This is a genomic window from Hoeflea phototrophica DFL-43 (assembly GCF_000154705.2).
GTDB classification, from domain to species: Bacteria; Pseudomonadota; Alphaproteobacteria; order Rhizobiales; family Rhizobiaceae; genus Hoeflea; species Hoeflea phototrophica.
In genome coordinates this window covers 643,252-663,708 of the sequence record NZ_CM002917.1, presented here as the reverse complement: position 1 = coordinate 663,708, position 20,457 = coordinate 643,252, and the positions used below count along the sequence as shown (strand labels likewise).

The following is a 20,457-nucleotide window of genomic DNA, read 5'->3' as shown; positions in this document are numbered from 1 at the left end:
TCGCAGAAACCACGCGCAATCGCTCATGGGCGCGGCTTATGAAGGGCTATTGGACGTTCCATGCCCCCATCGGCTACAAATATATTCGCAGCAGAACGGAAGGCGGGCTTTTGGTGCGTGACGAACCCGTTGCCTCCATCGTCACTGAAGCGCTTGAAGGGTATGCCTCTGGCCGTTTCGTGATCCAAGCCGAAGTCCAGCGCTTTTTGGAAGACCAGCCTGCCTTCATGCGCCGCAAACCCAACGGCAAAGTCAGGCCGCAGGTGGTTTCGGATTTGCTCAGCCAGCCGCTCTATGCGGGCTATCTGGAATCCAAGATCTGGGATGTGCCGTTTCGCAAAGCCCTTCATGAGCCGCTGATTTCTCTGGAGACGTATGAGAAGATCAAGGCGCGACGGCACTCCGCCGCTTATGCGCCTGCCCGCAAAGACATTCGGGAGGATTTTCCACTGCGCGGGTTTGTAACATGCGGGGATTGTGAGAAGCCGCTCACCTCATGCTGGTCGAAATCCGGCACGGGCAAGCGCTATGCCTATTATCTCTGCCACAACAAGGCCTGTGGCAGCTATGGCAAGTCCATCAAGCGCGATCAGCTTGAAGGGGACTTCGAGGCGCTCCTGTCCTCTATGCGTCCGGCAGCGCCCGTGGTGCGCATGATTGCGGCCATGGTCAAACAAGCCTGGGCAAACCAGAACGCCCGCATGGAAGACATGCGTGCTGAGCTGCGAAAGCAGATCGTATCCATTGAGAAAAAAATTGATGCTGCAACGGATCGCTTTGTGAGTATCGATAGCGACATCACAGCAAAGTCGCTGGAACGGAAAATCGAATCTCTGGAAAAAGAGCGTCTGCAAGCTCAGGATCGGCTGCAAAATGGAGCTAAATCCAAGGCCACCCCACACCAGATTTTAGAACTCGCGCTAACATTCCTCGCAAGCCCTTGTAAAATATGGGAAAGCGGCAATCTTGCCTTGCAAAAATTGACGCTGAGATTGGCGTTTTCGGAAGGTTTGGCATACTGCCGAAATGAGGGGTTTAGAACTCCAAAAACCACCTTACCTTTCAAGGCCTTAAGTGGTTTTGACACCTCAAAGTGTAAAATGGTGCCCGGAGGCGGATTTGAACCACCGACACGCGGATTTTCAATCCGCTGCTCTACCAACTGAGCTATCCGGGCACTGATCCCGAGCGCGCTGCCGCGGCCTCGAGGCGCTTGACCGGCGGGAAATTTCCCGTCGAAAGCGAGCGCGTTATAGCATCTTGAAAGGTCCTGTCCAGCATCCTTTTGACGCTTTTTTGACAGCCGGGCAAAAACTCTGCGCGCGGCTCAGCCGCGGTCGTCGAAATCCTCGTCATGGTTGTCCTCGACCTCGGTGACCGGGATCGCGTAGCTTCCTCCCAGCCAGCGGTTGAGATCGATATTCCTGCACCGCTCGGAACAGAAGGGATAGCTCTCGCGGGTCGAGGGCCGCTTGCACTCGGGGCACGGTTGGGTCTTGCGAAGCGGGGTCACCTTGGCGTCTCCGACCATCTCAGCCCTCCAGCCATTTGAAGTGAACATCATACCCTTCGCCTGTGAGCAGGGCGACGCTCTCGTAAAGCGGCAGGCCAACGACATTGGTGTAGGAGCCGACAAGCTTGACCACGAAGCTGCCCGCCAGGCCCTGAATGGCATAGCCGCCGGCCTTGCCGCGCCATTCGCCTGAAGCCAGATAGCTCTCGATCTCGGTGCTGGAGAGGCGCTTGAAGCGAACCCGGGTCTCGATGATCTTCTGGCGTATGGTGCGGTCGGGCGTGACAAGGCAAACGCCGGTGAACACCCGGTGATTGCGGCCCGAAAGCAGGTAGAGCGCGTTGGACGCCTCGTCGATCAATTCGGCCTTGGGCAGGATACGGCGGCCGACAGCGACCACGGTGTCGGCGGCGAGAATATGGGCGCCGCGCCAGGCAGGGTCGTCACGGGTTGCCGCAAGGGCCGCTTCCGCCTTCTCGCGTGACAGCCTTCTCGCCAGCGAGCGCGGATGTTCGGAGCGCTGCGGGGTCTCGTCGAGGTCCATCGGCATCAGCCGGTCAGGCGTGATGCCGGCCTGGGCAAGCAACTCAAGCCGGCGCGGCGAACCGGAGGCTAGGATCAGTTTTTGCGAGCGGACCATGGGATGGCGTCACACCCTCGCCTACTTGAAGCGATAGGTGATGCGGCCCTTGGTCAGGTCGTAAGGCGTCATCTCGACGAGCACCTTGTCACCGGCCAGCACGCGGATACGGTTCTTGCGCATCCGTCCCGCAGTGTGCGCGATGATTTCATGCTCGTTCTCGAGCTTGACCCTAAAGGTTGCATTCGGCAGCAGTTCAGTGACCACGCCGGGAAATTCAAGGACTTCTTCTTTCGCCATTCAGTGTCTGTCTTTCTTTCAAATAGGGCGGCGCAGAATGCACAGGCCCCGAATTTTGCCGGAACCTACACAAAGACTCCGGATTTGTGAACACAATAGATTGAATGCAGTTCAGCCTGGTCCGGCCAGTCGCTGCCGGATCTTGTTCATGAGCATGTCGCGCACCTCGCGATAGGCGTCAAGTATGCGCTCGCGGGTGCCCGTGGCGACAGTCGGGTCCGGCGTCGGCCAGTAGACCACGTCAACGGCGTTGCTGCGGGTGAGTTCCAACGCCTGGTGATGGGCCTCGGGCGCCAGAGTGACGATCAGGTCGAAGTAATCGTCTTCCAGCTCATCAAGCGTTTGCGGCTGGCGGTTGCCCAGACTCAAACCGATCTCGTCAAGCACGGTGTCGACAAAGGGATCGCGCTCACCGGGCCTGACACCGGCCGAGGCGACATAGGTGCCCGGCGGGAGCAGCGATCGGGCAATGGCTTCGGCCATGGGCGAGCGAATGGCGTTCATGCCGCACACGAACAGCACCGCGCCGGGTGCGCTGTTGCCGGAGACAGAGGCCGGGCCCGCCACGCTCTAGCCGCGCCAGTGCAGCACGCAGACCAGCGTGAACAGCCGCCGCGCGGTGTCGAAATCCATTTTGATCTTTCCCTCCAGCCTGTCCATCAAGGTCTGGGATCCTTCATTGTGGATCCCGCGCCGCCCCATATCGATGGCCTCGATCTGGCTCGGCGTCGAAGAACGGATCGCCTCATAGTAGCTCTCGCAGATCATGAAGTAGTCCTTCACGATGCGCCGGAACGGCGTCAGCGAGAGAATGTGCGTGGCGATTGCCTCGTCACCCTGACTGGAAATAGAGAACACCAGTTTTGAATCAACAAGCGACAGTTTGAGCTTGTAAGGGCCCTTGTCATGACCCACCGGCTCAAAGCTGTTCTCCTCGATCAGGTCGAAGATGGCGACAGCGCGCTCATGCTCCACATCGGGCGTCGCACGCCCGATAGTCTCGTCGAGAACGACGTCCGAGAGCCTTTGCGTGTCCGCCGTGGTCATGCGCCCTGTTAACTCCCCTCCCGGCGATTCATCCGTATCGATACCGAGCGCGCATGGGCATCAAGCCCTTCGGCGCGCGCCAATGTTATGGCAGCCGAACCCAGGGACTGCAACTGCTCCGGCCCGAGCTTGAGCACCGATGTGCGCTTGACATAGTCGAGCACCGAGAGGCCGGAGGAAAACCGCGCCGAGCGTGCGGTGGGAAGCACATGGTTGGATCCGCCGACATAATCGCCGATCACTTCGGGCGTGTGGGCACCGATGAAAATCGCGCCGGCATTGCGAATGCGCCCGGCAAGTTCTTCGGCGTTCAGCGTGGCGATCTCGAGATGTTCGGCAGCGATGCGGTCGGCCAGCGGGATCGAGGTATCCCAGTCCGGGACCAGGATGACCGCGCCGAAATCGGCCCAGCTCTTGCGCGCAGTGTCCGCCCGGCTCAGCGTTGAAAGCTGGCGCTCGACGGCCTCCACGACGGCGTCGCCAAAGGCTTCGTCAGTGGTCATCAGGATCGATTGCGCACCGATGTCGTGCTCCGACTGAGCCAGGAGATCCGCTGCGATCCAGTCCGGGTTGTTGTCCGGATCCGCCATCACAAGAACCTCGGAAGGTCCGGCGATCATGTCGATGCCAACGGTGCCAAAGACCTGGCGCTTTGCAGCGGCCACCCATGCGTTGCCAGGGCCCATGATCTTGGCCACGGGCTTGATGGTTTGAGTGCCATAGGCAAGGGCTGCAATCGCCTGGGCGCCACCGATGCGGTAGATTTCGGTGACACCGGCAATCTTTGCAGCTGCCAGCACCACCGGGTTGAGTGCACCGTCGCGGGCCGGCACCACCATGACGATGCGTTCGACACCGGCCACCTTGGCCGGGACCGCATTCATCAGCACCGAGCTCGGATAGCTGGCGGTGCCTCCGGGCACATAAAGGCCGACCGCCTCGATCGCCGTCCAGCGGGAGCCCAGCTCGACGCCGAGCGCATCGGTGTAGCGGTCATCGCGCGGCATCTGCCTTGCATGGTGGCTTGAGATGCGGTCATGGGCGAGCTGCAGCGCGGCGATCACATCCGGGTCGGTCGCCGAAAAAGCGGCGTCAATCTCTTCGGACCGAACAGCAAGGCCCGTTGCGCGTGTGTCGAGCCCGTCAAAGCGCAGGCTGAACTCGTGCAATGCCTCGTCCCCACGCGCGCGGACCTCCTTGATGATGGCGCGCACATCTGTCTCGACGTCCTCGGAAACCTCGCGCTTGGTGGTCAGGAATGCGGCAAAACGGGTCTCGAAATCCGCCTGCCGGTAATCTAGCCTCAATACCACTGTCCTGCCCCTTCAATTCCGGTCTTGATGGTCTCAGCCGCTGACCGGGTGGCGCGGCCGGAACTTGGTTTCCCACCCGCCGCCGACATCGGCGAGTTGCACTTCGATACAATCAACCTCGAGCTGGATCGCCGCCCCGCCGGACAACACCAGCTCGATCGCGCCCGCCGGTGCTTCCGCTCCCGGGACAAAGCGCACCGCGAGCAGCGAATGCACCGTGTCTGTGTCCTTGAGATCAACCCCGCGTGAGCGGACCGACCCCACCTGCTTCATCACCAGAACCGCGCGCCGCCGCTCGAATGTCTTGCCGGAGCGCTCTTCCCAGACGAAGCGGTTGGCCTCGAGCGTGAAGCTGCGATCCTTGCCATGGAATGCGGTGTCACCGGTTTTGAAAACGGCGTCCTGCAGACAGGCGGAAATGACAGCCAGATCCGTTTCGTCAAGCGCGATCAGTTTAAGACTGTCCATTTTATCCTCGGAATGTGCTGTTTTCGGCCTTCAGGCATCATCGCCTGTTGCATTGCAAAGTAAGTATGGCCGGGCCAATGCGCAATGCGGCGAAAGAGGCAGCTGGCGATTGCTGCCCGATCAGCCGCTGATGCGTTCGACCACCGCGCCGCAATTGGTGAGCTTCTCCTCGAGCCGCTCGAAACCGCGATCGAGGTGATAGACCCGGTTGACGGTGGTTTCGCCTTCCGCCGCAAGCCCGGCGATCACCAGAGACACCGACGCGCGCAGGTCCGTCGCCATCACGGGTGCGCCGTGCAGCGTGGGGACGCCTGTCACCGTTGCCGTCTGACCCGACAGCGATATCCTGGCACCGAGGCGGGCGAGCTCCTGCACATGCATGAAGCGGTTTTCGAAGATCGTTTCAGTGATGTGCGACACACCGTTGGCACGAGTCATCAGACCCATGAATTGCGCCTGCAGATCGGTCGGGAACCCCGGGAACGGATCGGTGGTCACATCGACCGGCAATATATCACCGCCGTTGCGCCTGACGCGGATGCCATCGCCTTCCGGCGAGATCTCGACACCGGCGCGGCTGACTGCCAGCAGCGCATTCTGGAGAAGATCCATCGAGGTGTTTTCCAACAGCACGTCGCCGCCGGTCATGGCCACGGCCATCGCATAGGTTCCGGTCTCGATGCGGTCCGGCAGCACCTTGTGGCGTGCACCGGACAAAGACGCCACGCCGTCAATCACCAGGGTCGACGTCCCCGCGCCCGAGATTTTCGCGCCCATGGCGATCAGGCATTTGGCCAGATCGGCGACCTCGGGCTCCTGTGCGGCATTCTCGATCACGGTCTGGCCCTTGGCGAGCGTCGCGGCCATCATCAAAACATGGGTGGCGCCGACCGAGACCTTGGGAAACACGTAGCGTCCGCCGATCAGACCCCTGGGCGCACGGGCGTTGATGTAGCCGTTCTCGATCTCGATCTCGGCGCCCAGATGTTCAAGCCCGTCGATAAAGAGATCGACCGGGCGGGTGCCGATGGCACAGCCGCCGGGCAATGAAACCCGTGCTTCACCCATGCGGGCAAGCAACGGCCCAATCACCCAGAAGCTGGCGCGCATCTTCGAGACCAGCTCATACGGTGCGGTGGTGTCGACAATGGTGCGGGCAGTGAAATGAACCGTTCTGGCGTAGGCTTCACCCTGGCGTTCGCGCCGGCCGACAACGCTGATGTCCACACCATGATTGCCGAGAATCCGCTGCAGCTGCTCGACATCGGCCAGATGCGGAAGATTTTCCAAAGTCAACGTGTCGTCGGTCAAGAGCGAGGCGATCATCAGCGGCAGAGCCGCGTTTTTCGCGCCGGAAATCGGAATAACGCCATTGAGCGGGTTTCCGCCAACGATCCTGATGCGATCCATGCTGTCCTCTTGGGGTTTTGATCCGGGCCTGCATCGAGGGTGCAGGCAGGTCCTGAGAAATTCCTGCGCGGTGTTTAGACCATCTCAAAGAATGCGGCAACAAGAGGACGCAGGTCCGGTTAATCCGCAGATTTGGGATCATCCGTGACTACCGGCAGGCCATCGGTCTCGTCAGCCTCTCCCTCCCGGCGGGCGCGGTGCTGGGCTTTGCGCCGCTGGAGATTGGCGCGAAGCTGCTCGGCCAGGCGTTGCGCCTTGCGCTCTGCCTGACGTTGGGCTTCGGTTTTCCTGGTCGAGGGCGTGTCACCGGTCATGATGGAAGCGAAATAGCGCAAATGAAGCCGCAGGTGAAGGCCGCCAACAGATCGCCTTGCTGGCCCGTGCCGCGCCAATTTCAAACTCGGTTGAACAATTGCCCGTTTGTGCTTGCACTGATGCAAAACCTATGGCAATAGCGGGCCGCTTCAGCAGTTTGGAGGCCTTCGGCGAGATCGAAAGCGTCCCCCGAACCCCAATCGGCCACCCCAGAGCCGAAAGTGGACTGAAGATCAGGGCTGCCGTAGCTCAGGGGTAGAGCACTCCCTTGGTAAGGGAGAGGTCGAGAGTTCAAATCTCTCCGGCAGCACCACGTTATCCTATTGAAATCATTCAAGGCCTTGCAATAAAAGGCTTTCTGTCCAATCTTCCGTTACAAAGTTCGTTACAAACGGAAGATTGCATATGACTCGTCAGCCCAGATATTTGCTCAACCGCGATGGCCGCTATTTTGCCCGGCTTGTGATCCCGAAAGAGCTTCGACCATTCCTCAACAACAAGACTGAACTCCGTGAAGCGCTCGGTGCTGACCGTCGTGTTGCCCTCGCGAAGCTTCACCCTGCCGTCGCGGTCCTTCAAGGTCAGATCGCGCGAGCTGAACGCGAAGCGCAGATCGCAACCGGCGCACCCGTTGAACCCGGTCGCTACCCCCTTCCCGTCGAACAGATCGCCTATCGTAACTACAACGACCGCCTCGCCTTCGACACCGAACTTCGCAACATGGATAATCGCCATGCCATGGGCTTTGTCGATGACCGGCTAGTCGAACTGTTGCGCGATGGCATCGCAGGACGGCTCTCCGACGATCAGCTTGAAACGCTTATCGGAAAGCGGATTGATCGCTATCGCCGTCTAGGCAACACAAGTGTCGTCAAGGGAAGCGCAGAGTGGCGCACACTGGCCCGAGCCATGTGCGTCTCAGAATTAGAGGCGCTTGCCCGCGTGGCAGAGCGCGACGAAGGCGACTTTAGCGGCCAGCCAAAACACCCCCTGCTTGCGAGCGTCGAACCGGAACAAGAGAAAGAGGAAGCACCGCCGGTTATGGTTCGCGACCTGTTCAAGCGATACATCGCCGAACTCCAGGCCAACGGAAAAGGCACCGCAACAGAGAAACGCTGGCGTCCGGTAATCGAAGACCTGATCGCTTTCACCCGGACAACGAACGCTCGCAAGATCACGAAAAAGACCATCCTTGAATGGAAGGATGCGAAGATGAAAACGCTTTCGCCCCGGACCGTCAAAAACGTTTACCTGGCCGCAGTGAATGCCGTCTTCAATTGGGCCGTGTCGAATGACGAACTGTCCGAGAACCCTGCCAGCGCCGTCAAGCTACGCGTTGCGCAGAAGGTGCAGAACCGACCGAAGGGCTTCACCCGCGAAGAAGCTACCGCGATCTTGAAATTCACTCTCGCCTATGTGCCGAAACAGACCGGCAATCCGCAGACTGAAGAGAAACCGCAGACCAGCGCAGCCAAGAAGTGGGCACCGCTCATATGCGCCCTCACCGGCGCGCGGATTTCAGAAATCACGCAATTGCGAAAAAGCGACGTGAGGATGGAAGGCGACATTCCCGTAATACGGATCACGCCGGACGCCGGGACAGTCAAGACCCGCAAATATCGCGACGTGCCACTGCACAAGCAGATTGTCGAAAAGGGCTTTCTCAATTTCGTTGATGCCTCGCCGGACGGGCCCCTGTTCTACCCGCCGATGAAGGGTAAGCGAACTGCAGACCCCGCGAATACGGTATCGGGACGAATTGCGAAATGGCTGCAGAAAGAGAATCTTGTTCCTGATGAAGTTCAACCGAACCACGGTTGGCGTCACGCCCTTAAAACAACAGGCCGCGAAGTTGAAATCGACACTCGAATCCTCGACGCCATTACCGGCCACGCCGGGCGAACAGCTAGCGACGACTATGGCGACGTGACGGTGATAGCCAAGATGAAGGCTATCGCCAAATTGCCTGACTTTCCGGTTTAGATCGGAACCAAGCAGGTTCACTCCCCCGGCTCTTCTTCTTCCACTTTTTTATCTAGTTCGTAGCCATGACGCCAGTTCGGAGCAGCTTCGACCGCAGCCTTATACCGCCAGCGTTGTTTCGTGCGTGTCCTGACCCAACGGATCGACATGCGCTTCTTCTCTTCGAGAGCCTCCTTTATTGCTTGGTGCTGCTGCGAAGTTGGCTTCCATGGCACCACGTGCAATCCGGAGGTTTCGATCTCCTCCAACATGAAACGCAGTGCTAGGATTAGATCCTTTTCGCCAACGGCTATTCCTCTGTCCGATAGTCCTGTTCGGAACCCTCTCTTTAGAATTCGCCAAAAATCGATGTCGACCTGGGACGCGCCGGACTTGCTTTCTGCGTCACCTTGGATGTGGTTCAGGTTCTGCGCTTCGGGTTCGAGATCGATACAACTTTCTTGCAGCGCGTCTTTATTGCTCTGGTCGCGTGGGTCGCCCTCGCTCGATGTGTTCCGGGCGCTTCTTGCGTCTCCGAAAACTTTTGCAATGTATTGGACCGCGCATTCTGAGCCATACTGGCAGAGAACCACTCCGGTAAAGTTTTCTGGCTCGATCTCAAGAGCTTCTACAATCGGTTCGATCAGTTCGAGCGGAAGGTAATGTCGTCCTGCACACAGGTTCTTCATTTTCGTGCCGTTCACACCAATGCGCCCTGCCAGTTCAGTATATGTCAGACCGGATTCTGATAGATGTTCGAAGATTATCTGCCCGACTCTGGTTGCGGCGTATTGGTTCCTTTCCAATTCCATCTCCTATGAAAGCATCACCGCAAATTAATATACACATTAAATTTTTTCCAAACAATATACTACACAACCTTTTTAATAAATAATAAGTAATCGGTTACTTAATACATAATTATATTTGGATATTGATTAGACCCAAGATATTAACGCTATATTTTGTTTTGTAGATCAAACAAAGAGAGTTGATATGATTGAAGAACATAAGATTGCGGTTTCAGCATTGATTCAAAAGAATCTGGCTGAGTGTCCTTACAGCTTAAACGAAGTCGCCATGCTCTCTGGTTTCCAGAGACCGGAGGTGCTGGAGGGCGTTTTGCGCGGCGACTTCAGGGTTCCTCTGGACAAGGTATTGCCATTGGCCAAGGCACTCGGCTGCGATGAGAAGCTGCTGTTCAAGCTGGTGATGAACAGTTGGTTCGGGGTTGATTTCGTCAAGACGATTGAAGATGTTTTTGGCGGTAACGTCCTCTCGGTGGCAGAGAACGGATGGATTGATTTTCTGCGTGAATTCCACTCCGAGAATGTTCCCGAATTGACCACGCAGATGCGTCGTCGCCTTCGACTGCTGTTAAAGTTGCCTGGTTGATCGCGCCGTCCTTTCACGGCCCATGGTCGCCCAGGTGGGCGCTGGCTCACTGGGCTTCCATCCAACTTGGTAAGGGAGGATAGGACGCCGGAAGCTTGCGGTGACGGAAGGCATCCCCATCGCGAAGACACATAATTTCTAGGACTTCGATGTGTCTGAGCAACCTTCCCTTGACCGACATCACAAGCGACCAAGGAGGCTACCGGTCACCGGATGAAAGCGGACAGAAAGGATCTGCGCACCAGGAGATCGTCCACATGCATCAGCCACTTGGCAGAGGGCAAACAGTCGTGGCTTGTGGGGACAGCCGCCTTCGCTCACAAAGACAGATAGCCCTCTACTCTGACAGACTTTCTCTCTGTGCGACCTCGGCTGGTGCGAATACGTTTTCGACGTTGGCAACCAAGGTGTTCCCACATCGGGGACATCAGGCTGACTTTGAAAAGCTCACGGATGGCAGCTTCATGTTGCAAAGAGTCCCATGAACATCGGGGCGTCCCAACCAATGCAACCTGATCGTGTCCTGAAACGTTTACCCGACAGCGAAAAACGCTGAACTCATGGATTCATGTAAACTTTTGGGAAAGATAGCGACAACGTTGAGGGCATTTCCGCAACGATTTCGGATTTCATGACAAGTTTACGCACAACTTCTAATTGGTATTTGTAAAGGTAGAGTCCATGCAGCCTTTACATAAGCGTCGCCGAAGCGTGCGTTATGTAAACGTCCAACTGCTTAGGCAGCCCTTCGGTTCAGCCAAAGCTGGCCTGGAATGCTGTGGCCATTAGGGTAACGTGCGCTTCCAGCGGCGGTGCGAGTTCGAATGCTTTCGGCTCGCTGGAAAAGTTCCACAGGCGCAGAAGACGCCAGTGTGAGCGGCGCTCCTCGGCAACAGCAAGCTCATTGCGGCTGATGTGGAAGGGGGTGCGTTCCCATCCATTCGTGGTCTTGACCTCTAGGAGCCTTGGCTGGCCGGCCTGGTCAAAACTGGCAATGTCGTAGCCTGCGCCATCGCCGACCTCTTCAGATACCCAGCAAACGTTCTCCGCCAAGTCCGGGCGACCTGATGCCTTCAGCATGGCCTGCTCATGTGCAACAACTAGCTGTTCACCGGCGCGTCCCAGCTTGCGATTGCGTTCATCCCTGCCTGCCACGTCGAATTTGCGGGCGACGTGCAGCATCTGTTCAAGTTCCTGTGGTGGGGGCTGGTTGGACATCGTGGGAGGTGGTCCGATCCAGAGTGTCGCAGGTTCGTGCAGCTGAGATGTCGAAAGTGCGACAGGAACGCGCTCCAGCCATTCATGATTCTGCTTTTGCCAGCGCACGACTGCATCAACCAGCGACATCTGAAATCTGGCGGCTGGTTTGTAGCCGGGTATCCAGTCCTCGCCGAGCGCGATCAATACCGCACTGATATTTTGATACTTGAACTCAATCGAGCCGCGGGAACGACCGATCCGCTGCTGCAGACGTCGGTTGTGATCCGCCTTGACATAGGGGTGGCCTGCCGCGTCGAGCTTCAACATCTGGAAATAGTCTGCAACGATCAGGTCGTTTTCCGCATCTGTCCAGGATCCCTCAGCCATTGCTGAACGTTATAGGCCACGGATTTGGCTGTCATTTCATTTTTTTGGGGGGGGGGGGGGGGGAGCCATATGAACAACATCGGGGTGGGGCAATTTTTCGTATACAAAAGAGTGGCTGTCCACGATGACCAGCGCCAGGACTGAGGCTGCCCGCTCCAAAGTGCTGTTCCTCATACCATTACCCCTACAAACGAAAGATTGCAGTCGACTCTTATTGCGCGCTTCAAAGATGTCCAGCTAAATTGCCCTGGCGCTCTGATTTGATACTGTGGGCGCAAAGCATGGCGAGGAACGCATAACGTGACCACACTCACCCTATCGCAGCTGGAGAGCCATCTCTGGCGTGCGGCGGATATCTTACGCGGATCGATCGATTCCGGCGACTACAAGCACTACATTTTCGGTCTGCTGTTCTTCAAGCGGCTCTCGGATGTCTGGCAGGAGGAGTATGAGGAGCGGCTGGAGCGTTATGGCGACGCCGAGATTGCCGCCGATCCCGAAGAGCATCGCTTCGATATCCCCAAGGGGCATTTCTGGACGGATGTGCGCAAGCACACCACCGATATCGGCACGCATCTGAACGCCGCCTTCCGCGCCATCGAAGACGCGAACATGAAGCTGCGTGGCGTATTTCAGGATGTCGATTTCAACAACAAGGAGCGCTTTCCCGATGCCATGCTGGAAAAGCTGCTGCAGCATTTTGAGACCTATCGCCTGCGCAAGTCCGATGTCGAGCCGGATGTGCTCGGCCAGGCCTATGAATATCTGATCGCGCAGTTTGCTGACGATGCCGGCAAGAAGGGCGGCGAGTTCTACACGCCGAAAATGGTGGTGCGGCTGATCGTCGAGTGCCTGAAGCCGGAGGAGGGGATGTCGATCTACGACCCCACCTGCGGTTCGGGCGGCATGCTGCTGGAAGCCGTGCATCACCTTGAGCGGCAGGGCAAGAACCCGAAGAGCCTGTCGCTGTTCGGCCAGGAGAAGAACCTCAACACCTGGGCCATCTGCCAGATGAACCTGTTCCTGCACGACATCGACGACGCGAAAGTCGCGCGCGGCGATACGCTGCTAGAGCCGAAGCACCTGACGGGCGAGGGCGTGAAGGCGATCCGCACCTTCGACCGGGTGCTCGCCAACCCGCCGTTTTCGCTGAAAAGCTGGGGCCATGATGTCTGGAGCCAGGGCGATGCCTATGGCCGGGACCGCTATGGCTGCCCGCCGAAGAGCTATGGCGACCTGGCCTTCGTGCAGCACATGGTGGCGAGCCTGAAGGAAGACGGCGTTTGCGGCGTGGTGCTGCCGCATGGCGTGCTGTTTCGCGGCGGCGCGGAGGGCCGGATCCGCGAGGGGCTGATCCGTGACGACCTGGTCGAGGCCGTGATCGGTCTTGCGCCCAACCTATTCTACGGCGCGGGCATTCCGGCCTGCATCCTGATCCTGCGCAAACAGAAGCCGGAAGCGCGCAAGGGCAAGATCCTCATCGTCAACGGTGCCGAGCAGAAAGTAGACGGCAAGAACCAGAACCTGCTTTCGGAGACCAATGTCGCAACGCTGGCGAAAGCCTATGACGACTTTGCCGATGCCGAGCGGCTAGCGCGGGTAGTGCCGTTGCGCGAAATCGAAGCGAGTGATTTCAACCTCAATATCAGCCGATATGTGCATCTGGGCGAAGAGGCAGACGAGGTTGATGTCGCGGCAGAAGTGGAAAGGCTGATCGAGCTTCAAGCCGAGCGGGATGCGGCGGAAGCGAGGATGATGGGCTTTCTGCGGGAGCTTGGTTATGTCGCGTGAGGTGGCAGAGGGGTGGAGGCCGACCACTTTCAGCGACATTGCATCCGACGTGTCAGCAAGAAATCGCAGCCGTGATGAGATCCCGGTTCTAAGCGTCACCAAATACGACGGCTTCGTCCCTTCTGAGGAATATTTCAAGAAAAAGGTGTTTAGCGCAGACACCGAGAACTACAAGATCGTTCGAAGGGGACAATTTGCTTACGCGACGATTCACCTCGATGAGGGCTCAATCGATCGTCTCACTCGTTTCGACGTGGGGCTCATCAGCCCCATGTATACAGTGTTTGAGATCGACGAACGTCAGGCGGATCCGGACTTCATTCTTCGTCTTTTCAAATTCTATGCCATGAATGGTCAGTTTGATGCGCTTGGAAATGGTGGCGTTAATCGCCGTAAGTCGATCTCTTTCTCGACTTTAGGAAAGCTCTCAATTCCTCTCCCCCCACTCCACGAACAGCGCCGCATCGCCGAAATCCTGTCCAGCGTCGATGAGGCCATTGCGGCAACGCGGGCGGTGATCGAGCAGACCAGAAAGGTCAAGCAGGGCGTGATGGAACGCCTGCTCACCAAAGGCATCGGCCACACGCGCTTCAAGCAGACCGAGAGCGGGGAGATACCGGAGGGGTGGAAGGTTGCAACGCTTGAGGAGCTCCTTGCCGACATCACAAACCCGATGCGTAGCGGCCCGTTTGGAAGTGCGCTGAAAAGCGAAGAGCTTGTGGATTCTGGCGTTCCGTTCCTCGGGATCGACAACATCCAAGTTGAGCAGTTCGTTTGCAACTACAAGCGCTTCCTTTCTGAAGACAAATTTCGGCAACTACGACGGTTCGCCGTGAATCCGAATGATGTCGTGATCACGATCATGGGAACCGTGGGGCGCTGCTGCGTCATTCCGCCGGATATTGGCGAGGCCGTCTCATCAAAGCATATTTGGGCGATGAGCCTGCACCATGAAAAATACATTCCTGAGCTGGCGTGCTGGCAAATGAACTTCGCGCCATGGATCGTCAGCAAATTTACCACTTCCGCTCAAGGCGGCATCATGAGCGCGATCAACTCAGGCATTTTGAGGAAGCTGGTATTCCCTGTGCCCGGCTTAGAAGAACAGCGTCGGATCCTCCAGGTATGGCAGTCGTTTCAAAGCGAGCTTCAGGTGGAGCAAGCCAAACTGCATAATCTGGAGAGCCTCAAATCCGACCTGATGTCCGACCTCCTTACTGGCCGCAAGCGTGTCGCCGACACCCTTCCCATGGCAGCGGAGTGATCGCATCATGAGCCAGGGCCCTGAATGGCATTTCGCGGAGCGACCGACCATCGAGCATCTGCAAGCCATGGGCTACGGCTTGGTGCCACCGGCGGAGCATGCGGGTTTGCGCGATGGCGAGAACCAGGTTCTATTTCGGCCGCACCTGATCGAGGCGCTGATGCGCATCAACGGGATCAACCGGCCGTCCGCCGAGGCGGCCTATGGCGAGCTTGCCGCGATCAGCGAAAACGAGACCTGGCTCAAGGTGCTGCGCGGCGACTATGCCCGCAAGGTGACCGGCCAGGAGACTTGGCAGACGCTGCGGGTGATCGATTTTCTTGAGCCCGGCAACAACCGGTTTGTCGTCACGCATCAGCTCAGGGTAAAAGCGGAGAACACGCGCCGGCCGGACCTAGTGGTTTATGTCAACGGCATTCCGCTGGTGGTGATCGAGGCTAAGAGCCCGCTCAACATCAAGGACAAGACCGGCGAGGCCTTCGAGCAGATAAGGCAATATGAGCGCGACATTCCGCGGCTGTTCTTCTCCAACGTCTTCAACATCGTCACCGACGGGGCGCTGGTGCTTTATGGCGCCACTGGCGCGAGCTCGAAATATTTCGGCGAATGGCGCGACCCTTGGCCGAAGAGCGATGCCGATTTCCCCGACAGCCTTGCCAAGGGGCTCTGGTGTCTGCTGGAGCCGGGCCGGCTGCTCGATCTCATTGCCCATTACGTGGTGTTCGAGAAGACCGAGGACGGCACGGTCAAGAAGATCTGCCGCTACCAGCAGTTCCGCGCCGTCAACCGGATCGTCGAGCGCGTGCTGGAGGGCAAGCATCGCCAGGGCCTGATCTGGCACACCCAGGGCAGCGGCAAGTCGCTGACCATGGTCTTTGCCGCGTTGAAGCTGAAGACGCACCGGACAATCGTCTCAGAGGCGCTCACCAACCCCAACATCCTGGTGCTGACAGACCGCGTGGACCTGCACACGCAGATCAGCGGCACCTTCGTGGCCTGTGGCCTGCCCAACCCGACGCCAATCGACAGCATCAAGGATCTGCATGCACTGATCCGCAGCGGCAAGGACGGGCACACGGCGCTATCGACCATCTTCAAGTTTCAAGGATCGAAGGAGCCGGTCGAGAATTCCGAGAACTGGATCGTCATGGTGGACGAGGCGCACCGCACCCAGGAAAAGGACCTCGGCGCCTATTTGCGCGCGACACTGCCAAAGGCTCGCTTCTTCGGCTTTACCGGCACGCCGGTGAAAAAGGACGACAAGAACACCTATGCGAACTTCGGCGTGGTCGGTGAAAGCTATCTCGACAAATACGGCATCGACGACGCGGTGGCCGACGGCGCGACCGTGCCGATCTATTATACCGGCCGCAAGACCGATTGGCACATCGATGAAGCCAAGATCGACATTCTTTTCGACACCTGGTTTGCCGAATTTGACGACGACAAGCTGAACGAGATCAAGAAGCGTGGGGTCAGGATCGAAGACCTGGTCAGGCACCCGCGCCGGATCGAACTGATCGCCTATGACATCTGGACCCATTTCAAGGCCTATGCGCAGCCGGATGGCTTCAAGGCGCAGATCGTTGCCATCGATCGCGAGGCAGTGATCCTCTACAGGCAGGCGCTGACACGGGTAATCGCCGAGGATCTGCAAGCCGGGGGACTGGACGTCGCGACGGCGCTGGCGCGCGCCGACGCCATGTCGGCCTGCGTCTATTCCATCAACCAGGAAGACGGCAAGCCGAGCGAGGACGCGCACAGGCAGGCGATCCGGGACGGGCTGAAGGCGCATCATGTCGACGCCGAAGCCGAGAAGCAGGTGAAGCAGGCATTCGGGCGCAAGGGCGAGGATCCGCAGTTCCTCATCGTCTGCGACAAGCTGCTCACCGGCTTCGACTGCCCGATCGAAAGCGTGATGTATCTCGACAAGCCACTAAAGGAGCACGGCCTGCTGCAGGCGATCGCCCGCACCAACCGCGTCTCGGACCGGAAGAAACGCAACGGCCTCATCGTGGATTACATCGGCGTCTCGGCGAACCTGGAGGAGGCGCTGGCGAGCTATCGCGCCGATGACGTGAAGAACGCCATGCGCGACCTCGACGATCTCAGAAACCAGCTGCGCACGGCCCATGCCGTGGTGGCCGTGATGCTGAAGCCGGTCAAACGCAAGGCATTCGACAAGGATGGCCTGAAGGCTGAATTCGACGCCTTCATCAAGGCCCTGGGCAGCGAGGACAAGTGGTTCGAGTTCAAGGCGCGGGCGCGCAGCTTCATTGCGCTCTACGAGACGCTGAGCCCGGATCCAAGCGTTCTGGAGTTCACCGCGGATCTGAAATGGGTGGCGACCTTCCTGCTTTACGGCACCCAGCATTTCGAGAAGCGCCAGGCCTTCGACCAGATGAACTACAGCGAGAAAATCCGCGAGATGCTGAACCAGCATCTGGAGGCGACCGGCTTAAGCGTGACGGTCAAGCTGCGCCACATCACCGATCCGGATTTCTGGGAGGACTTCGAAACCGACGGCAAGACTGACGAAGACCTGATGACGGCCGCGATCCGCAAGACGACGGAGCTCCGAAAGACCGTCAGCGAGCGGATCGATGCCAGCCCGCACCAATACGGCAAGTTCTCTGAACGCCTGCGCCAGCTGCTCGAGAAGCTCGAAAGCGCGCAGCTGAGCTGGTCGGACAAGTTGAAGGCGGCCGAGGAGCTGGCCAGGGATCTCGCCGCGGAAGACGAAGCGTATGTCGATGCCGGTCTCTCGCCCGGCGCTTATGGCATCCTGCAGATCCTCAACGACTTCGATGCCTGCGCGGATGGGGAAGACCTCGCGATCCGCCTGGAGGGCCTCTACACCGACCCGGCGACCGCACCGGCCGGATGGTGGGAGAAGGACGGCCTGCGCAAGAGCCTGCGTCAACAGGTCCGCGCCATGGCGCATCTGGCCGGCCTGACCGAGCTCAGGGAAATCCCTGACCAGGTCGAGGCCTATGCGCTCAAGCACTTCGCGGGGCACTAGCCATGCCGGTGTTCCAGATCGGTGAGCGCGAGATCGAATACACGCTCCGGCGCTCCTCAAAGGCCAGCAAGGCGAGCCTCAGTGTCACGCCGAAGTCATTCGAGCTGCTTGTCCCGGATGCGGCGACCGAGAGCCAGATCGAGGCGGTTCTGCAACGCCGCCGCGCCTGGATCCTTGAGACCGTCACGCACATGCAGGAACGGGCGAAGTCGCAGACTAGGGTCTACCAGTTTGTCACCGGAGCGAAGATCCCCTATCGCGGCCGGATGACCAGGATGAGCATCGAGCCCTTCGACGGCAACCTCGTCGAGGTCGCCTTTCGCAACGGGTTCCAGATCCGCAAGCCGGAAGCGCTCTCGCCTGGCTCTGCCGACGCGTTGATCGAGATGGCGCTGCGCCTGTGGTTGAAGCGCCGCGTGCGGGATGACGCCAGGGCCTTCGTCCGCCGGCATGGCGAACCGAATGGCCTCAAACCTCGCGGCATCCAGATCAAGGAGCAGAAGCACATGTGGGGCAGCTGCGGCCAGGACAGGCAGATCAATCTTAACTGGCATCTGATCTTCGCACCGAAGCCTGTGCTCGAATACGCCGTCGTCCACGAGATGTGCCACCTAAAGCACCGCAATCACGCACCGGAGTTCTGGAGCATGGTCGGGCAGATTCTGCCGGACTGGGAACAGCGGAAGGCCTGGCTGGACGAGAACGAACACATGCTTGGCTGGGAGAAGGTGGCGCCTTCGCTATGAACGCGGAGCCCAAAAGCCATGGCGTCAACGTCCTTAAGCCCTGCACATTCGATTTGCGCCCGGACGGGAGCCACCTATTCGTCGCACGATGAGTTCGGTCGGGGGCGGATTTGGAAACTTTTTCTGACTAGCCAGCTTACTACAGGCCTTGGATTGTGACGCTGGAACGCCGAAGACAGCTGGATAATGATCAATCAGCGATGTCCCCGACCTAGTAACTTCTATTAGGCGTCTCTCCTCCTCTCCCTCTCTCACTATCACTCTTCCGCTTCCTGGTCCCTCAGGCCTCACGGTCAAACCCGGCGACGACCCGCAGGCCGAGATTGCGCAATGCTGTCCTGGTGCAATCGTTCAGTTCCTCATAGGCTACGAACGAACCCACCAGCCCTCGTCCAGTCCTGTCCGCTCCTGGTAGACGTAGTCCTCGTCGATGAAGATCCCGCAGCGCCTGTCGCTTGATTTCGGTTTTTTGCTCAGCGAGTGCGTCATCCATCGCTTTCAAGCTCAGTCCCCCACTTTTGCTGAACTTGATGGCGCGTTGTCGATCTTGCCAAATGAGGAGTGCTGATTTCCTTCCCGGACCCAGGGCAGCGGCTCCAGTGAAAGTCGGCAGGAAGAACCTAAAATACCGTCCTTGCAGGCGCGTGAAGTTCAGGCGGTTGAGGTCGCTGAGGAGCGTAATGCCGAGGGCCTCCACCTCCGGCCGGTCGAGAGTAACTTCAATCCTGGCACGCTTCTCTGCTTCACCCAGCACGACGCACGTTCCGGCCGAGACATTCTGCCGGTCGATGATCTTGTCCATCACGCGCCAGCTCACGTTCGCTTCCTTCGCACCAATCTCAAGCGTCCCATCCGTGAACGGCGCTCGGTCTCGTTCAGTCTCTATTAGGAAGCGCTTGTTTCCCTCTGCGGTAAGGTGTTTCGAGTCATAGATGAGTCGGGTGACGCTGCTCTGGTCACGACCCCAAACGGTTCTCGGACGATCTCGAATGTTCGTGATCACATCCAGGTCGACCAGGAGATGGTTCATAAGCACGCGTGCGATCTTGGCGCGTTCCACTTCGCTGGAAACCTTCGGCGTGAAGTCGACGCTGATCTCGATGCTCCTCACGATGGGTGGCCTATCCATCCCAAACCGTGCCTCGATTACAGCCATAGCTTTCAGGACAGTTGCCATGTCCGGCTCCTGGAACATTACATCGAAGCCGTTGGAGGAATCGTTAGGCCTGCCGTGCCGGTTCAGCACGAAGGGCGTTCGACCAAGAAGCCCAACAATCTCTGACTGGAGCCACCGGAATTGGGTGTTTTTTTTCAGGGATATGCCAACGGCAAGCCAATCGATAACTGCGCGGGTCTTGAACTTCCTGAGGTCGATGTCTGGGCAAAGGGCGTATCGTCCGGCCAGGCGCTTCTGTCCGTTGGGAAGTTCAACGCGTGAATAGGCAAGGTGCCCAACGATCGCCGGCACTTTCCTGGCGAACAGTGGAATGGACAGCAACGGCTGAGGTGCGGTCATTTTTTCTCTCTTGGGCTTGAGCGCAATCTTCCGGTGAGGGCCATCTCAATGGCACCCGGGCGTGTGGCTAAATCTTCTGGATGGTCGGTTCACGGCTCAAGCCTCAGGAGGCCCGTAGAGCGGCGTCAACAGCGCCGGCTCCAACGCGCTGCTCAGGCCTGTGACAAGCGTCAGTGGTCTTCCCTGGCGGGTTCTGGGCACAGATAGCTGAGAAGAGGCTACCCAAAC

The 20,457-nt window shown here is 58.5% G+C and carries 20 protein-coding genes, 2 tRNA genes and 1 pseudogene; 8 read left to right on the top strand and 15 right to left on the bottom strand.

Annotated elements, in window-relative coordinates:
- Positions 1-23 precede the first annotated feature (23 nt).
- On the bottom strand, positions 24-350 hold the full coding sequence (locus tag HPDFL43_RS22205; protein ID WP_040448990.1) for a hypothetical protein: 327 nt from the start codon (positions 348-350) through the stop codon (positions 24-26).
- Here HPDFL43_RS22205 and HPDFL43_RS22200 point away from each other — a divergent pair.
- Positions 264-554 (top strand): annotated as a pseudogene (locus HPDFL43_RS22200) (recombinase zinc beta ribbon domain-containing protein); the annotation flags it as partial. The gene HPDFL43_RS22205 and the pseudogene HPDFL43_RS22200 overlap by 87 nt on opposite strands.
- On the opposite strand, the gene HPDFL43_RS22195 reads toward HPDFL43_RS22200, so the two are convergent.
- From HPDFL43_RS22195 to HPDFL43_RS03080, 11 genes are all read right to left on the bottom strand, one after another.
- The gene (locus tag HPDFL43_RS22195) at positions 495-872 is read right to left on the bottom strand and encodes a hypothetical protein (protein WP_245271091.1); all 378 of its coding nucleotides are present in this window, start codon (positions 870-872) and stop codon (positions 495-497) included. The pseudogene HPDFL43_RS22200 and the gene HPDFL43_RS22195 sit on opposite strands and share 60 nt — an antisense overlap.
- A gap of 229 nt (positions 873-1,101) precedes the next feature.
- Positions 1,102-1,177, bottom strand: a tRNA-Phe gene (locus HPDFL43_RS03125).
- A gap of 150 nt (positions 1,178-1,327) precedes the next feature.
- The gene (yacG, locus tag HPDFL43_RS03120) at positions 1,328-1,531 is read right to left on the bottom strand and encodes a DNA gyrase inhibitor YacG (RefSeq protein WP_007200109.1); all 204 of its coding nucleotides are present in this window, start codon (positions 1,529-1,531) and stop codon (positions 1,328-1,330) included.
- Position 1,532: 1 nt separating this feature from the next.
- Positions 1,533-2,153 (bottom strand): Maf-like protein, encoded by a 621-nt coding sequence (locus HPDFL43_RS03115; protein ID WP_007200108.1) that lies wholly within the window; start codon positions 2,151-2,153, stop codon positions 1,533-1,535.
- Between the two features lie 21 nt (positions 2,154-2,174).
- A complete protein-coding gene (infA, locus tag HPDFL43_RS03110) occupies positions 2,175-2,393 on the bottom strand; it encodes a translation initiation factor IF-1 (protein WP_004435948.1) in 219 nt (72 codons plus the stop codon).
- Positions 2,394-2,504: 111 nt separating this feature from the next.
- Positions 2,505-2,960: an arsenate-mycothiol transferase ArsC gene (locus HPDFL43_RS03105; RefSeq protein ID WP_007200107.1), complete on the bottom strand. Its 456-nt coding sequence runs from the start codon at positions 2,958-2,960 to the stop codon at positions 2,505-2,507.
- A gap of 3 nt (positions 2,961-2,963) precedes the next feature.
- Positions 2,964-3,440 (bottom strand): UPF0262 family protein, encoded by a 477-nt coding sequence (locus tag HPDFL43_RS03100; protein WP_007200106.1) that lies wholly within the window; start codon positions 3,438-3,440, stop codon positions 2,964-2,966.
- Between the two features lie 8 nt (positions 3,441-3,448).
- A complete protein-coding gene (hisD, locus tag HPDFL43_RS03095; protein ID WP_040448988.1) occupies positions 3,449-4,753 on the bottom strand; it encodes a histidinol dehydrogenase in 1,305 nt (434 codons plus the stop codon).
- A gap of 33 nt (positions 4,754-4,786) precedes the next feature.
- Positions 4,787-5,221: a DUF2948 family protein gene (locus HPDFL43_RS03090; RefSeq protein ID WP_007200104.1), complete on the bottom strand. Its 435-nt coding sequence runs from the start codon at positions 5,219-5,221 to the stop codon at positions 4,787-4,789.
- A gap of 120 nt (positions 5,222-5,341) precedes the next feature.
- Entirely contained in the window at positions 5,342-6,631 is a 1,290-nt protein-coding gene (murA, locus tag HPDFL43_RS03085; RefSeq protein ID WP_007200103.1) for a UDP-N-acetylglucosamine 1-carboxyvinyltransferase, read from the bottom strand.
- 119 nt (positions 6,632-6,750) lie between these two features.
- The gene (locus HPDFL43_RS03080; RefSeq protein ID WP_425348822.1) at positions 6,751-6,966 is read right to left on the bottom strand and encodes a hypothetical protein; all 216 of its coding nucleotides are present in this window, start codon (positions 6,964-6,966) and stop codon (positions 6,751-6,753) included.
- Positions 6,967-7,184: 218 nt separating this feature from the next.
- On the opposite strand from HPDFL43_RS03080, the gene HPDFL43_RS03075 reads away from it, so the two are divergent.
- Together HPDFL43_RS03075 and HPDFL43_RS03070 are read left to right on the top strand one after the other, a co-directional pair.
- Positions 7,185-7,259, top strand: a tRNA-Thr gene (locus tag HPDFL43_RS03075).
- Between the two features lie 92 nt (positions 7,260-7,351).
- Positions 7,352-8,929 (top strand): tyrosine-type recombinase/integrase, encoded by a 1,578-nt coding sequence (locus HPDFL43_RS03070; protein WP_084594554.1) that lies wholly within the window; start codon positions 7,352-7,354, stop codon positions 8,927-8,929.
- 17 nt (positions 8,930-8,946) lie between these two features.
- Here the strand turns inward: HPDFL43_RS03070 and HPDFL43_RS03065 are convergent, their stop codons facing one another.
- Positions 8,947-9,714, bottom strand: coding sequence for a helix-turn-helix domain-containing protein (locus HPDFL43_RS03065; protein WP_156970169.1), 768 nt, complete (start codon positions 9,712-9,714; stop codon positions 8,947-8,949).
- A gap of 190 nt (positions 9,715-9,904) precedes the next feature.
- Here HPDFL43_RS03065 and HPDFL43_RS03060 point away from each other — a divergent pair, with 190 nt between their 5' ends.
- Positions 9,905-10,303, top strand: coding sequence for a hypothetical protein (locus tag HPDFL43_RS03060; protein ID WP_007200099.1), 399 nt, complete (start codon positions 9,905-9,907; stop codon positions 10,301-10,303).
- A 753-nt stretch (positions 10,304-11,056) separates the two neighbouring features.
- Here the strand turns inward: HPDFL43_RS03060 and HPDFL43_RS03055 are convergent.
- On the bottom strand, positions 11,057-11,890 hold the full coding sequence (locus HPDFL43_RS03055; protein ID WP_007200098.1) for a protein NO VEIN domain-containing protein: 834 nt from the start codon (positions 11,888-11,890) through the stop codon (positions 11,057-11,059).
- 300 nt (positions 11,891-12,190) lie between these two features.
- Here HPDFL43_RS03055 and HPDFL43_RS03050 point away from each other — a divergent pair, with 300 nt between their 5' ends.
- From HPDFL43_RS03050 to HPDFL43_RS03035, 4 genes are read left to right on the top strand one after another with little or no spacing between them, the layout of a single operon-like run.
- On the top strand, positions 12,191-13,681 hold the full coding sequence (locus tag HPDFL43_RS03050; protein ID WP_007200096.1) for a type I restriction-modification system subunit M: 1,491 nt from the start codon (positions 12,191-12,193) through the stop codon (positions 13,679-13,681).
- On the top strand, positions 13,671-14,945 hold the full coding sequence (locus HPDFL43_RS21215) for a restriction endonuclease subunit S (RefSeq protein ID WP_007200095.1): 1,275 nt from the start codon (positions 13,671-13,673) through the stop codon (positions 14,943-14,945). The genes HPDFL43_RS03050 and HPDFL43_RS21215 overlap by 11 nt, the downstream gene beginning before the upstream one ends.
- Positions 14,946-14,952: 7 nt before the next feature.
- Complete coding sequence (locus tag HPDFL43_RS03040; protein WP_007200094.1) at positions 14,953-17,967, top strand: type I restriction endonuclease subunit R; 3,015 nt, start codon at positions 14,953-14,955, stop codon at positions 17,965-17,967.
- Positions 17,968-17,969: 2 nt separating this feature from the next.
- Positions 17,970-18,713, top strand: coding sequence for a M48 family metallopeptidase (locus HPDFL43_RS03035; RefSeq protein WP_007200093.1), 744 nt, complete (start codon positions 17,970-17,972; stop codon positions 18,711-18,713).
- Positions 18,714-18,993: 280 nt separating this feature from the next.
- Here HPDFL43_RS03035 and HPDFL43_RS03030 read toward each other — a convergent pair whose 3' ends face one another.
- A complete protein-coding gene (locus HPDFL43_RS03030) occupies positions 18,994-20,229 on the bottom strand; it encodes a hypothetical protein (RefSeq protein ID WP_007200092.1) in 1,236 nt (411 codons plus the stop codon).
- Between the last annotated feature and the right edge of the window lie 228 nt (positions 20,230-20,457).

What these genes read in the sequence shown, in the direction of transcription:
- HPDFL43_RS22205 (WP_040448990.1), bottom strand. Translation starts at nt 350, where the DNA reads ATGAAGGGCTTTGCGAAACGGCACATCCCAGATCTTGGATTCCAGATA.
- yacG (WP_007200109.1), bottom strand. Translation starts at nt 1,531, where the DNA reads ATGGTCGGAGACGCCAAGGTGACCCCGCTTCGCAAGACCCAACCGTGC.
- HPDFL43_RS03115 (WP_007200108.1), bottom strand. Translation starts at nt 2,153, where the DNA reads ATGGTCCGCTCGCAAAAACTGATCCTAGCCTCCGGTTCGCCGCGCCGG.
- infA (WP_004435948.1), bottom strand. Translation starts at nt 2,393, where the DNA reads ATGGCGAAAGAAGAAGTCCTTGAATTTCCCGGCGTGGTCACTGAACTG.
- HPDFL43_RS03100 (WP_007200106.1), bottom strand. Translation starts at nt 3,440, where the DNA reads ATGACCACGGCGGACACGCAAAGGCTCTCGGACGTCGTTCTCGACGAG.
- HPDFL43_RS03090 (WP_007200104.1), bottom strand. Translation starts at nt 5,221, where the DNA reads ATGGACAGTCTTAAACTGATCGCGCTTGACGAAACGGATCTGGCTGTC.
- murA (WP_007200103.1), bottom strand. Translation starts at nt 6,631, where the DNA reads ATGGATCGCATCAGGATCGTTGGCGGAAACCCGCTCAATGGCGTTATT.
- HPDFL43_RS03070 (WP_084594554.1), top strand. Translation starts at nt 7,352, where the DNA reads ATGACTCGTCAGCCCAGATATTTGCTCAACCGCGATGGCCGCTATTTT.
- HPDFL43_RS03060 (WP_007200099.1), top strand. Translation starts at nt 9,905, where the DNA reads ATGATTGAAGAACATAAGATTGCGGTTTCAGCATTGATTCAAAAGAAT.
- HPDFL43_RS03055 (WP_007200098.1), bottom strand. Translation starts at nt 11,890, where the DNA reads ATGGCTGAGGGATCCTGGACAGATGCGGAAAACGACCTGATCGTTGCA.
- HPDFL43_RS21215 (WP_007200095.1), top strand. Translation starts at nt 13,671, where the DNA reads ATGTCGCGTGAGGTGGCAGAGGGGTGGAGGCCGACCACTTTCAGCGAC.
- HPDFL43_RS03040 (WP_007200094.1), top strand. Translation starts at nt 14,953, where the DNA reads ATGAGCCAGGGCCCTGAATGGCATTTCGCGGAGCGACCGACCATCGAG.
- HPDFL43_RS03035 (WP_007200093.1), top strand. Translation starts at nt 17,970, where the DNA reads ATGCCGGTGTTCCAGATCGGTGAGCGCGAGATCGAATACACGCTCCGG.
- HPDFL43_RS03030 (WP_007200092.1), bottom strand. Translation starts at nt 20,229, where the DNA reads ATGACCGCACCTCAGCCGTTGCTGTCCATTCCACTGTTCGCCAGGAAA.